Consider the following 12770-nt stretch of genomic DNA (forward strand, 5'->3'; position numbering starts at 1 on the left):
CATCCCCAGCCCCTCCTTTCCAAGGAGGGGAGCTAGCTTTTAGCCTTTGGGTTTTTAGAAACTAGTTCCCCCTCTCCCGGAGGGGAGGGGGCTAGGGGGTGGGGTGGCCGTAAGCGCCTACTTCTTCGGCTTGGGGGCTTCGGGGTGCTGCTCCAGTAGCGCCAGCACGCGCTCGGGCGTGAGGTGGGTGAAGTCGGGGATGACGAGGAGCGGGGCCTGGAAGTCGGAGGGCTTGAGGGTAGTGCTGAGGGCGATGCAGCGCATGCCGGCGCGGTAGGCCGCCTGCTCGCCCAGCAGCGCATCCTCGAACACCACGCACTGCTGCGGGGGCAGGCCCAGCTTGCGGGCGGTGGTGGCGTAGGTGTCGGGGTGGGGCTTGCCCTTCGTCACGTCGTCTTTGCCCACCACCACATCGAAGTAGCGGCGCAGGTCGAGGTAGTCGAGGATGTAGGCGATGGTATCGTCGCCCGAGCCGGTGCCCAGCGCGATGCGGAAGCCGGCTGTGCGGGCCGCCTGCAGGAAGCCGCGCAGGCCGGCCACTTCCTGGCGCTTGTTCCAGTAGAGCACCCGGTACAGCAGCTCGCGCTGGGCGGCGTACTCCTCGATTTTCTTGTCCGGGACGGGGTTGGTGAACACCGTTTTGAGAATCTGGCCGGCCGGCATCCCGTTCAGGCGGCGCAGCAGCCGGCGGGCGTTGGTGGTCAGGCCCAGGTCGCGGAACAGCAGCTGAAACGCGCGGGCCTGGGCGGCGGTATTGTCGATGATGACGCCATCCATGTCGAAGATGAGGGCGTAGGGATTGGAAGGGGAGGGCATGGGGGTGGTAGATAGGCTGATTTCGTCGCCCTCCTCGTGGCGCCTCACCCCCCGGCCCCCTCTCCGAAAAAGGAGAGGGGGAGCCACGGCGGCTCGTTCGTGTAGTGACGTAATTGGTCATTGAACGCACCCCCTCTCCTTTTTCGGAGAGGGGGCCGGGGGGTGAGGCGCCACGCGGAGGACGACGACACTGGAGTTCCCCCTTCCTACGCCAGTCTTGGGCCCGTAGGTTACCTTTGCCCGCTGAACCACCCGCGGCTTTCGGGCCGCGGCCTTATCAATAGTTGCCTTGAAAACACCCGTTGCCCTGCTGCTGGCCGCCACCCTGACGCTGCCGGCCCTCGCCCAGAAGAAGAAGAACCCTGCCCAAACCCTGGAGCGCCCCAAGCTGGTGGTGGGCATCGTGGTGGACCAGATGCGCTACGACTACCTCTACCGCTACTGGAACAAGTACGGGCAGGGGGGCTTCCGGCGGCTGCTGGGCGAGGGGTTCAGCTACGAGAATGCCCACTACAACTACGTGCCCACCTACACCGGGCCGGGGCACGCGAGCATCTACACGGGTACCACGCCCTCGGGCCACGGCATTGTGGGCAACAACTGGCTGGTGCGCGAAACCGGCCAGCGCACCTACGTAACCGAGGACAAGCGCGTGCAGTCGGTGGGCGGCACCGGCGAGGCCGGCCAACAGTCGCCGGCCCACCTGCTGGCCACCACCATCACCGATGAGCTGCGGCTGGCCACCAACTTCGAGAGCAAGGTGATTGGCGTGTGCATCAAGGACCGGGGCTCGATTCTGCCGGCCGGCCACGCCGCCAACGCCGCCTACTGGTACGATGGCGCCAACGGGGCCTTCATCAGCAGCACCCACTACATGCAGCAGCTGCCGGCCTGGGCCGCGCAGTTCAACGCCGAAAACCGGGCCCACAAGTACCTCGACCAGCCCTGGACCACCCTGCTGCCCATTGCCCGGTACACCGAAAGCACCGCCGACGACGTGGACTGGGAAGCGCCGTTCAAGGGCGAGGAGCGCCCGGTGTTCCCGCACGACCTGCCCCGCCTGAGCGCCCAGCTGCCGGCCGCCGTGCAGGGCGCCCTCAAGGCCGAGGGCGAGAAGGCCGACGCCGTGCGCGACCTGGGCCTCATCCGCTCGACCCCGTTCGGCAACTCGCTGACCCTGGACTTTGCCCTGGCGGCGCTGCAGGCCGAGCAAATGGGCCAGCGCGGCACCACCGACTTTCTGGCTCTCTCCTTTAGCTCCACCGATTACGTCGGGCACCAGTTCGGGCCCAACTCGATTGAGGCCGAGGACACCTACCTGCGCCTCGACCAGGAGCTGGCCCGCCTGTTCAGCTACCTCGACAAAGCCGTGGGCAAGAAGCAGGCGCTGGTGTTCCTGAGCGCCGACCACGCCGCCGCCCACTCGCCCAACTTCCTGCTCGCCCACAAGCTGCCGGCCGGTTCGGTGGGCCCGCGCCTCATGCGCGACTCGCTGCAGCAGCGGCTGGTGCGCGCGCTGGGTCCCGGCAAGTGGGTGCTCAGCTACGAGAACCAGCAGGTGTACCTCAACCGCCCGCTCATCGTCCAGAAGAAGCTCAATCTCTACCAGATACAGCGCCTGACGGCCGAGATGATGCTCGACTTTGCCGGCGTAACCCGCGCGCTGGCCGCCGACGACGTGCAACGCTCGCACTGGGAGAGCGGCCTGCTCATGTACCTGGAGAACGGCTACTTCCCCAAGCGCAGCGGCGACGTGCTGGTGGTGCTTTCGCCCGGCTGGCTCGAATCGTACTCCTACCCCGTGAACCGCGGCACCACCCACGGCTCGGCCAGCTCCTACGACACGCACGTACCGATGCTGTTCTGGGGCTGGGGCGTGAAGGCGGGCAAGTCGTCGGCCCCGGCCCGGATTACCGACATTGCCCCCACCATTGCCCGCTGGCTCCACATTCAGGAGCCGAGCGCCAGCACGGGCGAGCCGCTGCGCGAGGTGCTGGGCTGGTAGGTTTTTGGGGTTGAGCGGTTAGCTACCCCAAGTTGCGAGCTAGAGCTAGGACTAGTTCCCCTCCTTGGAAAGGAGGGGCTAGGGGTGGTAGAGGCTGCCAGAACGGTTGCCAGCATTCGGTTCTACTAGTTGTTCAACGCCCTCAACCACCCCTAGCCCCTCCTTTCCAAGGAGGGGAACTAGTTGTTAGCTCTAGCTCGCAACTTAGGGTAGCTACTAGCTGTTCGCTTTCGTTCGTTGGCTGGGTTTGTCTGCTTACCTTTGCAGCCCGCATTTGCGGACCGGCCGGCGCTGCCGGCCCCTTTCTTGTGTTTTCTCACCTTCAAGCTAATAGCTAACAGCTATTAGCAAACAGCTTACCCCAACATGGCCAAATTCAACCCCTGGCACGACGTGTCGCGCGGCGACAACACGCCCACTACCGTAACCGGCATCATCGAAATCCCGAAGGGCTCCAAAGCCAAGTACGAGCTGGACAAGGACAGCGGCATGCTCAAGCTGGACCGCGTGCTGTTCTCGGCCGTGCACTACCCGGCCGCCTACGGCTTCATCCCCAAAACCTACTGCGACGACAAGGACCCGCTGGACATCCTGGTGCTGTGCTCGGTCGAAATCGTGCCCATGTGCCTCGTGGAGGCTAAGGTGATTGGCGTGATGCAGATGGTGGACGGCGACGAGGAGGACGACAAAATCATTGCCGTGGCCGCCCACGACATCTCGGTGAACCACTACAACGAGCTGGACGACCTGCCGCCCCACACGCTGCGCGAGATGCAGCGCTTCTTTGAAGACTACAAGGCCCTGGAGCATAAGTCGGTAACGGTGCAGCGCTTCCTGCCCCGCGAGGAGGCCTACCGCATCATCGAGGAGAGCATCGTGCTCTACAACCAGACCTTCCCCAACGGCAACGACCACGTAGAGGCTCCCGCCACGGCGGCCCTCAACGGCTAAGCGTCCGGCCGAACCGGTTACCCGAACCCCGCCTGTCATCCTGAGCGCAGCGAAGGACCTATACAGAAGCTATCATCTGACAATAGCCTCTGTATAGGTCCTTCGCTGCGCTCAGGATGACAGGCGGGGTTTTTGTTGCCAGCCGCTGCCTAACTTGCCCGCATGGAAGCCGCCCCTCCGTCTGCGCAACCTCCCGGCCGGCCCGCCGCCGCGTGGCGCCGCGCCCTCGATGCGGTGCTGTATAGCAGCGTGTGGCTGTCGGTGGCGGCGTTGGGGCTGATGTGGGCCACGTTTTTGTTCTGGGGCGTCCACATCTCGGTGCGGCTGGGCGGGCTGATCTTCGCCGCCACCCTCTTCCTGTACAACCTGGATAGCGTGCTGCCCTACAAGCACGGCCAGCTGCCCGGCGCCACCCGCCGCAAGCAGTGGATCCGGGCCCACCGGCCCCAGCTGCTGGCCCTCACGGTAGCGGCCGGCGCGGTGGCGGGCGCGCTCTACCTCACCGATGCCCGCCTGCTGCCGCTCACGCTGTTCGGCGGCCACTTGGCGCTTATCTCGGTGCTCTACTCGATGCCGCTGTGGCGCCGCCGGGGCCGCTGGTGGGCCCTGCGCGATTTGCCGCTGCTCAAGGTGTTCCTCATCGCCTACGTCTGGGCGGCCGTCACCGTCTGGATACCCGCCCTGTACCTGGGCCGCGACTGGGCGTCGCCGGTGGTGCTGGTGCTGTTCGCCCGCCGCTTCCTGCTGATTCTGGCCCTGGCCTTCGTCTTCGACATCCGCGACTACACCAAGGATTTGCAGACCGGCACGCGCACGTTTCCGGGCGTGCTGGGCGTGCAGGCCACCAAGTGGCTGGGGCTGGCGGCGCTGCTGGCCGCGGCCGTGCTCGTGCCGCCGGGCGTGTCGGTGGCCCACGCCGCGGCACTGGTTTTGCCGCTGGGCCTGGCCGCCGCCGTCATCTGGTACGCCGAGGAAGGCCGCCCCGACTACTACTTCGCCCTGCTGACCGATGGCGTCATGGTCGTGCAGTTCGTGGCGGTGTGGCTGGCGGTGGGGAGGTGAAATGGTGAGTTGGTGAAATGGTGAGTTTGACGTACCGGAGGCCTGGGGGCGCGGACTGCTCGTTTGGGGCCGTTGGGTAGTGGTTGCGGCTGCTATTTTGGGGCCGGGGCCGTGCCTTTCGCTACCCTAGGCCCTTAGAACATCAAACTCACCATTTCACCATCTCACTATCTCACCAGCTCCTCCAGCGCCGGCCCCAGGAAGCGCACGATATCCGAGGCGAGCAGGCCGGCGTGGCCGGTGTGGGGCAGGGCCAGGTCGCCGGCGCGGCCGTGGGCGTGCAGGCCCAGCAGGGCGGCGTCGAGCGGGGCGAGGCGCTGGTGGGCGCGCAGGGCCAGCAGCAGGCCCGTCAGCACGTCGCCGCTGCCGCCGGTAGCCATGCCCGCGTTGCCGGTGCTGTTGAAGTACAGGGTGCCATCGGGCGCCGCCAGCACGGTGTAGGCCCCTTTGATGATACAGTAGCAGCCGGTGCGGCCCACGAAGTCGCGCAGCTGCTCCAAGCGGTGGTAGTCGTCGCGGGCGGGCGCGCCCACGAGGCGCTCGAACTCCTTGGGGTGAGGCGTGAGCAGCGAATCGGGCGGCAGCAGCTTCTGCAGCTCGGGGTTGGCGCCCAGCAGGTTCAGCGCGTCGGCGTCGATGACGAGCGGGACTTTGGCCTCTTCGAGCAGCTGCCGGAGTACCGCGCGGGTGTCGTCGTGCTGCCCCAGCCCCGGCCCGATGCCCACGGCGTCGTAGGAATCCAGCTCGGGCAGCTCGGTGATGTGGTCGGAGGCCGGGTCGGCCAGGCACATGGCTTCGGGGTCCGAAATCTGGATGATGTCGTAGCCCACGGCCGGCACCCGGGTCGTCATCAGCCCCACGCCCGCCCGCAGGCAGGCCCGGGTCGCTAGCACGGCCGCCCCGATCTTGCCCTTGCTGCCGGCCAGCAGCAGCGCGTGCCCAAAGGTGCCCTTGTGGCTGAACTTCGGCCGCCTGGGCAGCCGCCCCCGCAGCTCGTCGGCCGTCACGAAATGCTTATCCACCGCCGTATTGTGGATAACTTCCGCGTCGAGCCCAATCGGCAGCAGCCGCCAGTCGCCCACGAAATCGGCGTTCTGGGGCAGCAGGAAAGCCAGCTTGGGCAGCTCGAAGCTAAGCGTATAGTTGGCCCGCACAGTGGCGCTGTCGGCCGGCTGGGGCGCATCGGCGAAAAGGCCCGAGGGCATATCCACCGCCACTACCGTTGCGCCCGAATCGTTGATATGCCGCACCAGCGCCGCCGCATCGCCCGCCAGCGGCCGGCTCAGGCCCGTGCCGAACAACGCATCCACGACTACCGCCCCGGCTGCCATAGCGGGCAGCTTGTCCGGGTCGATTTCCCGGGCCGGCAGCTCGGCGGGCAGCTGCTTTTGCTGGTGGGTGAAGTCAGTCGAGTGGCGGGCGGCGGGCAGCAGCCAGAGGCGCACGGAGTAGCCGGCGCGGTGTAGGCTGCGGGCCACGGCCAGCCCGTCGCCGCCGTTGTTGCCCGGCCCGCAAAACACGTGGATGGCGGTGTTGTAACTGAGGAGCAGCTCAGCCAGGAGCCAGTTGGTCACGGCGTCGGCGGCCCGCTCCATCAGGGCGGTCGAGGTGATGTGCTGGGCTTTAATGGTAGCCTGGTCGAGGGCGCGGGTCTGGGCGGGGGAGAGGAGTTTCATCTTCTCTATACCGTGGGCGGGCTTCGAGAGATACACCAAAGGACCCGGCGGCGCGGGAAACCGCCCGCCTAAAACTTCCAAGCCGGTCGGCGCGTTTGTAACCTGGGCCGCCCGGCGGCCCGCCATCCTCTAACCCGATCATCTTATGCAAACCTGGAACGATATCATCCGGCTGGCCAACCACGGCAGCCCGGCCCCCGATAAGCGCGTGGAGAAAACCGACGCCGAGTGGAAAAAGCAGCTCACCCCCGAGCAGTACCACGTCACGCGCGAGCACGGCACCGAGCGCGCCTTCAGCGGCGAGCATTGCGAAAGCCACGAAGCGGGCCTCTACGCCTGCGTCTGCTGCGCTACCCCGCTCTACGACTCGCGCACCAAGTTCGACTCGGGCACCGGCTGGCCCAGCTTCACCCAGCCCGTCACCGAAAACGCCCTCAAGTACAAAAAGGACACCAGCTACGGCATGACGCGCATCGAGGTGCTCTGCAACACCTGCGACGCCCACCAGGGCCACGCCTTCCCCGACGGCCCGGCGCCCTCCGGCGTGCGGCTCTGCATCAACTCGGCCAGCGTGCAGCTGGTGAGCGAAAAGCAGGAGGCGTAGGTTCTTTTATCGGCTTCGCTGTTTCTGCTAAAAGCCCTTTCGCCCCGTGCGGAAGGGCTTTGTTGTGGCCGCCCGGCCCGGCACCAAATCAGGCCCGCCTAAAAGGTGGCGGCCCCGTAGCCGGGGCCGAGGAATTTCTGCCGATTTTTGCACTCCCACCGCGCGGCGCCGGTTATGCGCGTACCGTCTTCCCTGCCACCGGGGGCGAGGCCTCGCCCGCTCCCATTTCCCACCCCGCCCATGTCTCTGCTCTTCACCGATTTCAACAGCTGGCAGGCCCACTGCTCGTCGACCAACGAACCGCTTTACCAGCCCGTGCTCATGTACGAAATCGAGCAGAAAGGCCGCACCGAGGCGCAAATCTGGGACGGCCTGCAGCGCGCCTACGACGTGATGCGCGACGCCGTGCACACCGGCCTGACCGCCGACATGACTTCGCGCTCGGGCATGGTGAACAACGGGGCCAAGAAAATTGCCGCCTCGCCCATCACCGTGCTGTCGCCCGAGTTCAAGAACCTCGTGACGCGGGCGCTGGGGGCCAAGGAGGTCAACTCGTGCATGGGCCGGGTGGTGGCCGCGCCCACGGCCGGCGCCTCGGGCATCCTGCCCGGCGTGCTCGTCACGCTCCAGGATATTCATAAGCTCGAAGACCGCGCCATTCTGGAAGGGCTGCTGGTGGCGGCCGGCATTGCGCTCATCATCGAGCAGAACGCCTCGCTGGCCGGCGCCGTGGGCGGCTGCCAGGCCGAAACCGGCTCGGCCGCGGCTATGGGCGCCGGCGCCATTGTGTACTGCCTGGGCGGCTCTGTTTCGGAGGTTTTCGCGGCCGTGGCCATCACCATCCAGTGCATGCTGGGCCTCGTTTGCGACCCGGTGGCGGGCCTCGTGGAGGTGCCCTGCGTGGTGCGCAATGCCTCGGCCGCCGCCATTGCCTTCAGCTCGGCCCAGATTGCCATTGCCGGCGTCAACCCCGTCATCCCCGTCGACCAGTGCGTGGCGGCGCTGGGCGAAGTGGGCGAAAGCATGGAAACCCGCTACAAGGAAACCGCCCTCGGGGGCCTCGCCAACACCCCCCGCGGCCGCGAAATCGAGAAAATGGTGCTCGTGCAGGACGTCCAGATTCTGCCCGACGAGGACGGGGAGTAGGGGCGGCGGGAACCGACCGGTTTACCTGGCCGGGTCTTCAGCCCCCTTCGTTACCAGCCATTTGTTGTCCAGGTCGCCGCTGGGGTCGGTGGTGAGGCGGGCCAGGTGGGCTACGGCACGGGCATAGCGGGCGCGCAGCTCGGCGTACTTGGTCCAGGCCTCCTGCTCGGCGTGCAGCTCGAAGCCGGCCTCGCGCAGCTGCTCATAAGCCTGGTCGAAGCTGGCGCGGGTGGTGGGGTCGTCGGGCGAGTGGTCGGCGTCCTCGTCGAAGTGAAAAAACCGCCCCACCCGGTTCAGCGCCACGCAGCCGGCCTTGAAGCACACTTCCAGGTGCGGATTGAGCGGCTGGTTGAGGCTGCTGGTCACCAGCGCGGCCGTATCGAGGATGAGGCCGGCCGTGGTCACCCAGGAGCGGCCGGGCTGGGGCGAGCGGAAGAACGACAGGATGGGCAGCGAGGTGTGGGTTTCCTCGATTTCGATAAACCACTGCTCCCAGTCCTGCCACTGCTGCTGCTCGTCGCGCAGGGCGTTGGTGCGGTCGAGCCAGCGAATCAGCTCGGGGGCCGAGGCCTTGCCGCCGGCCCGCAGCTCCAAGCGGGCCACCGTCAGCTCGCGCCGCGAAAACGCCTGGTACATGGTGGGCAGGTAGGAGATGAGCAGCGTGAGCAGCAGCAGCCCCAGCGTGGCCTCGGAGTAGGAGATGATATTGGCCCACATGTTATGGCTGGGTTCCTCCGAGCCCAGCGTGAGCAGCGAGCTGTTGCTGATGCGGAAGCAGCGCTCCAGGTGGCCTTCGCCCAGCGCCCAGAAGATAAGCGTGTAGCTCACGCTCAGCAGCGCCAGCCACACGATTGGCAGCATAATCAGGCCAATGGGGGCGTAGAGGGCCATTACCCGGTCGCGCTGAGCATAGGTGCGACCCAGCCGGGCCACGGCCCAGAACAGCACCCGGATGCTCCGAAAGACCAGGTTGCTAAGCAGCACGCTTTCGTTGCGCGGCAGCACGAACGAGCGTACGGCCCCGAACAGGGTGCTTATCACCAGAAAAATGCCGACCCCCAGTGCCAGCGCGCGCAGTATACTATCCGGCATAAGCTCGGCGGCGCCGTAACAGGCCGCCCGCCTTGTACTGCCGATGGGCCGCCGGGGTTGGCTAAGCCGGAGCCCCGTAGGGCAAGAACAAGGGTAGTATAAAATAAGGCTTTATAAATATTGAAGCTTCACTTCCGCGTCTTCCACAGCTGCCGGAACGTTTTGGGGGCTACTTGTACGGCGTCGCGGCGCTTGCTCCAGCCGACCTGACCCAGCAGGCGGCTCAGCACCCAGTTCTTGGCCGAAGCGGGGGCCAGGTCCCAGACCCAGCGGCGCTTCATACCGTGCAGCCAGAGGCTAATGGCGCGGCGTTCCTCGGGGTCGGTATAGCCCTGCTGCACGCTTTGCTGGCGGTTTTTGAGCAGCAGGTTATGGATGGGAATTTTCACCGGGCACACCGACGTGCAGGCCCCGCACAGGCTGCTGGCGAAACTCAGGTGCTTGTTTTCCTCCATCCCCGCGAGGTGCGGCGTAATTACCGAGCCGATGGGGCCCGAGTAGGTGGCCTCGTAGCTGTGGCCTCCTATATTCTTGTACACCGGGCACACGTTCAGGCAGGCGCCGCAACGGATGCAGTTCAGGGCCTCGCGCTGCTCGGGCTGGGCCAGCAGGTTGGTGCGGCCGTTGTCGAGCAGAATCACGAACATTTCCTCTGGGCCGTCCTTTTCCAGCGGCTGGCGCGGGCCGGTGTAAATGGTGTTGTACACCGTGAGCTGCTGGCCGGTGCCGCTGGTACTGAGCAGCGGCCAGAACAAATCCAGGTCGCGCAGCCGCGGAATCACCTTTTCGATGCCCACGATGGCAATGTGGGTGTGTGGAAACGTGGCCGACAGGCGGGCGTTTCCCTCGTTTTCGGTCACGCAGACCGCCCCCGTATCAGCCACCAGAAAGTTGCCGCCCGTAATGCCCACTTCGGCGGCGGTGTACTTATCGCGCAGCAGGTGGCGGGCCGTGAGCACGAGCTGCTGGGCATCATCGGTGTGCTCGATACCGAGGTGCTTGACGAAGATATCGGCAATATCGGCCTTGCTCAGGTGCATGGCGGGCGTGACGATGTGGTAGGGCCGCTCGCCGTTGAGCTGCACGATGAACTCGCCCAAATCCGTCTCCACCGACTCGATACCGCGCTTCTCCAGGTATTTGTTGAGGTGGATTTCCTCGGTGGTCATGCTCTTGGCCTTTACCACGGTGCGGGCCTTGCGGCGCTCCATAATCCGGCCCACTTCGGTCAAAGCCTCTTCCGCATCGCGGGCCCAGATTACCTTGCCGCCGCGCCTGGTGAAGTTCTCCTCGAACTGCAGCAGGTACTCATCGAGGTGGTTGATGACTTCCGTTTTCAGGTACGACGCCCGGCTGCGGGCCAGCTCGTGGTCGGCGTAGAAGCCCATGCCGGTGCTAACGGCCGCGTTGTACTTGCCGATGTTGAAGCGGATTTTGCGCCGGTGCTCCAGGTCGAAGGCCTTACGGTCGGTGTCGACCAGGAACTGGGCCGCTTTGGCGGCTTTGGTGGGGGCAGGGGCGGCAGTCGGCTTCATAGCAATGGGGTGTCGTTGAATAGGCTAAACAAAAAGAACGTCATCCTGCTGAAGCAAGAGCCTTGTTGCGCCTCAACGAATATCGGAATAACGACTCGTTTTAGCGTGACAAGGCCTTTTGCTTAGCCCAGAACGACGTCCCTTTATAACAGCTAACAGTTAACAGCTAGGCTACTTCTTGTTTGAGTCGACTACAATGCGCTTGTCGCGGTTGGCCAGGTCCCAGGCGGTGTAGAACACGAGGCGGGCGCGGGCCATCAGCTTCTCAAACTCTATTTTCTCTGCATCATCCGTTGGCTTATGGTAGTCAGCGTGCAGGCCGCTGGTATAGGCCATGGCGGGCACCCCGTAACGGGCAAAGTTGTACTGGTCGGAGCGGTAATAGAGCTGGTCAGGGGAGGTGGCTGCGTTGTAGGTGTAGTCGAGGGCAAGGCGGCTACTACGAGCATTGGTAGCTTCGCTAATTTGATGCAACTCAGTGCTAAGCCGGTCGGAGCCAACGATGTACACGTAAGGCGCCTTGCCCGTGTGGCGCTTGTCGGTGCGGCCCAGCATGGCCAGGTTAAGGTTGGCAATGGTTTGGGCTAAAGGCACTGCCGGATTTACCGCATAGTACTCCGACCCGAGCATGCCCTTTTCTTCGGCCGCCGTCAGCAGAAACAGCACACTGCGGCGCGGGCCCAGGCCTGCCGCCCGGGCATCCTGGAAGGCTTTGGCCATGGTCAGCACAGCACTAACCCCGGAGGCGTCTTCATCGGCTCCATTAAATATGGTATCGTGGCGCATACCGATATGGTCGTAATGCGCTGAAATTACCAGCACTTCGTCTTTCTTATCAGTTCCTTCCACCATAGCTAACACGTTTTCAGTGGCTAATTCCAGTCGGGCTTCCGGCAGCTCCACCTGAAATGGCAGCAACTTAAACTCGGCAGCTACGGGTTTGCTTTGCTTGTAGCATTCGGTTTCATAGCGTCGCAAAACGGCCTCGGTGGTGCCAAATAATGCCATGCCTAGTGGCCCATTAGTAATAAACGTACTAATATAGGCGGGCTGAAACTCCAGCATCAGGCCCGGCGCGGTAGGCGACAAAACCGGCGTGGTCAGCGAATAGCTAGGGGCCGCCAGGTAGCCCAGCATAGGCCGGGCCAGCTTCTGGAATGAGTTGGCTGTGGCGTAGCTGACCACCGTTAGGCTACGGGCGCCTTGTTCGCGGGCCATGTACGCCTTGCGCATCACCGACGACCACTCACTTTCCTGCTTGGAACCTGAAAACAGGTAGCGCCCCAGGCCATTGTTGGGTTCTCCCTGCAACACCACTACATCTTTGCCGCGCACGTCTGGCTGGCCGCTGTAGTCGTGATAATTGCTGGTTTCAATGCCAAAACCCCGGAATACCGGGTCGGCGGGCGTAACACCTGCCGGAAACATAGACGAGCCGAAGCGTACGAAATCCTGGAGTCCTTGAAATTTTTGGTTGCCTACTTCTATTGTGCCTGGCGCCGTAGGCACCGTTTCCACGATACTGAACGGCTGCAGATACCGCGTGGCACTTGTCAGGTCTGGAGCTTGTAGCCCTAGCTGCCGGAACTGCTCGGCCAGGTAAGCCGCCGCCTTTTTTTGACCTGCCTGCCCGGTGCCGCGCCCTTGGTACGCATCCGAAGCCAACTCCGTAAGGTGGCGGCGCAACGCAGTGGGCGTGATGCTGGCCTCGGCAAAACGAGTGGCCGCCCCGGCTTCAGCAGTGGTAGTACTGGTAGTCTGTGCCCGTGCCGGGGCCATCATTGCCAGCATCGCGCCTAGAGTCAGGATAAGGGTTTTCATAGAGAGCAACAAATGGAGAACAAACGGGAGCAGCGTGTTTCAGCCAGCTCTCCGGATGAGAA

At 64.6% G+C, this 12770-nt stretch carries 10 protein-coding genes; 5 read left to right on the forward strand and 5 right to left on the reverse strand.

Going from position 1 to position 12770, the window contains the following annotated elements:
• Positions 1 to 117: 117 nt before the first annotated feature.
• Complete coding sequence (locus H145_RS19590) at positions 118 to 816, reverse strand: HAD family hydrolase (RefSeq protein WP_019946536.1); 699 nt, start codon at positions 814 to 816, stop codon at positions 118 to 120.
• Positions 817 to 1105: 289 nt separating this feature from the next.
• Here H145_RS19590 and pafA point away from each other — a divergent pair, with 289 nt between their 5' ends.
• The 3 genes from pafA to H145_RS19595 all read left to right on the forward strand — a co-directional run bounded on the left by pafA (position 1106) and on the right by H145_RS19595 (position 4834).
• Positions 1106 to 2821: an alkaline phosphatase PafA gene (gene pafA, locus H145_RS0102390; protein ID WP_019946537.1), complete on the forward strand. Its 1716-nt coding sequence runs from the start codon at positions 1106 to 1108 to the stop codon at positions 2819 to 2821.
• A 366-nt stretch (positions 2822 to 3187) separates the two neighbouring features.
• Positions 3188 to 3772, forward strand: a complete 585-nt coding sequence (locus H145_RS0102395) for an inorganic diphosphatase (protein WP_019946538.1) — start codon at positions 3188 to 3190, stop codon at positions 3770 to 3772.
• Between the two features lie 162 nt (positions 3773 to 3934).
• A complete protein-coding gene (locus H145_RS19595; protein WP_019946539.1) occupies positions 3935 to 4834 on the forward strand; it encodes a UbiA family prenyltransferase in 900 nt (299 codons plus the stop codon).
• 167 nt (positions 4835 to 5001) lie between these two features.
• Here H145_RS19595 and H145_RS0102405 read toward each other — a convergent pair whose 3' ends face one another.
• The gene (locus H145_RS0102405) at positions 5002 to 6510 is read right to left on the reverse strand and encodes a bifunctional ADP-dependent NAD(P)H-hydrate dehydratase/NAD(P)H-hydrate epimerase (protein ID WP_019946540.1); all 1509 of its coding nucleotides are present in this window, start codon (positions 6508 to 6510) and stop codon (positions 5002 to 5004) included.
• A 145-nt stretch (positions 6511 to 6655) separates the two neighbouring features.
• Between H145_RS0102405 and msrB the strand changes: the two genes are divergently transcribed.
• Both msrB and sdaAA read left to right on the forward strand, forming a co-directional pair.
• Positions 6656 to 7114: a peptide-methionine (R)-S-oxide reductase MsrB gene (gene msrB / locus H145_RS0102410; RefSeq protein WP_019946541.1), complete on the forward strand. Its 459-nt coding sequence runs from the start codon at positions 6656 to 6658 to the stop codon at positions 7112 to 7114.
• 240 nt (positions 7115 to 7354) lie between these two features.
• Positions 7355 to 8260: an L-serine ammonia-lyase, iron-sulfur-dependent, subunit alpha gene (gene sdaAA / locus H145_RS0102415; protein ID WP_019946542.1), complete on the forward strand. Its 906-nt coding sequence runs from the start codon at positions 7355 to 7357 to the stop codon at positions 8258 to 8260.
• Between the two features lie 21 nt (positions 8261 to 8281).
• On the opposite strand, the gene H145_RS19600 is transcribed toward sdaAA, so the two are convergent.
• The 3 genes from H145_RS19600 to H145_RS0102430 form a co-directional block, all read right to left on the reverse strand.
• Positions 8282 to 9352 (reverse strand): hypothetical protein, encoded by a 1071-nt coding sequence (locus H145_RS19600; RefSeq protein WP_019946543.1) that lies wholly within the window; start codon positions 9350 to 9352, stop codon positions 8282 to 8284.
• A 128-nt stretch (positions 9353 to 9480) separates the two neighbouring features.
• Entirely contained in the window at positions 9481 to 10887 is a 1407-nt protein-coding gene (locus H145_RS0102425; RefSeq protein WP_019946544.1) for a LutB/LldF family L-lactate oxidation iron-sulfur protein, read from the reverse strand.
• Positions 10888 to 11058: 171 nt separating this feature from the next.
• Positions 11059 to 12708, reverse strand: coding sequence for a M28 family peptidase (locus H145_RS0102430; protein WP_026351213.1), 1650 nt, complete (start codon positions 12706 to 12708; stop codon positions 11059 to 11061).
• Positions 12709 to 12770: the final 62 nt, after the last annotated feature.

Origin of the sequence: Hymenobacter aerophilus DSM 13606, from assembly GCF_000382225.1 — a bacterium.
Lineage (GTDB): Bacteria > Bacteroidota > Bacteroidia > Cytophagales > Hymenobacteraceae > Hymenobacter > Hymenobacter aerophilus.

Bases quoted from the DNA above. Each gene is read 5' to 3' on its own strand.
- sdaAA (WP_019946542.1), top strand. From the start codon at position 7,355: ATGTCTCTGCTCTTCACCGATTTCAACAGCTGGCAGGCCCACTGCTCG.
- H145_RS0102425 (WP_019946544.1), bottom strand. From the start codon at position 10,887: ATGAAGCCGACTGCCGCCCCTGCCCCCACCAAAGCCGCCAAAGCGGCC.
- H145_RS19595 (WP_019946539.1), top strand. From the start codon at position 3,935: ATGGAAGCCGCCCCTCCGTCTGCGCAACCTCCCGGCCGGCCCGCCGCC.
- H145_RS0102395 (WP_019946538.1), top strand. From the start codon at position 3,188: ATGGCCAAATTCAACCCCTGGCACGACGTGTCGCGCGGCGACAACACG.
- H145_RS19590 (WP_019946536.1), bottom strand. From the start codon at position 816: ATGCCCTCCCCTTCCAATCCCTACGCCCTCATCTTCGACATGGATGGC.
- msrB (WP_019946541.1), top strand. From the start codon at position 6,656: ATGCAAACCTGGAACGATATCATCCGGCTGGCCAACCACGGCAGCCCG.
- H145_RS0102405 (WP_019946540.1), bottom strand. From the start codon at position 6,510: ATGAAACTCCTCTCCCCCGCCCAGACCCGCGCCCTCGACCAGGCTACC.
- H145_RS19600 (WP_019946543.1), bottom strand. From the start codon at position 9,352: ATGCCGGATAGTATACTGCGCGCGCTGGCACTGGGGGTCGGCATTTTT.
- H145_RS0102430 (WP_026351213.1), bottom strand. From the start codon at position 12,708: ATGAAAACCCTTATCCTGACTCTAGGCGCGATGCTGGCAATGATGGCC.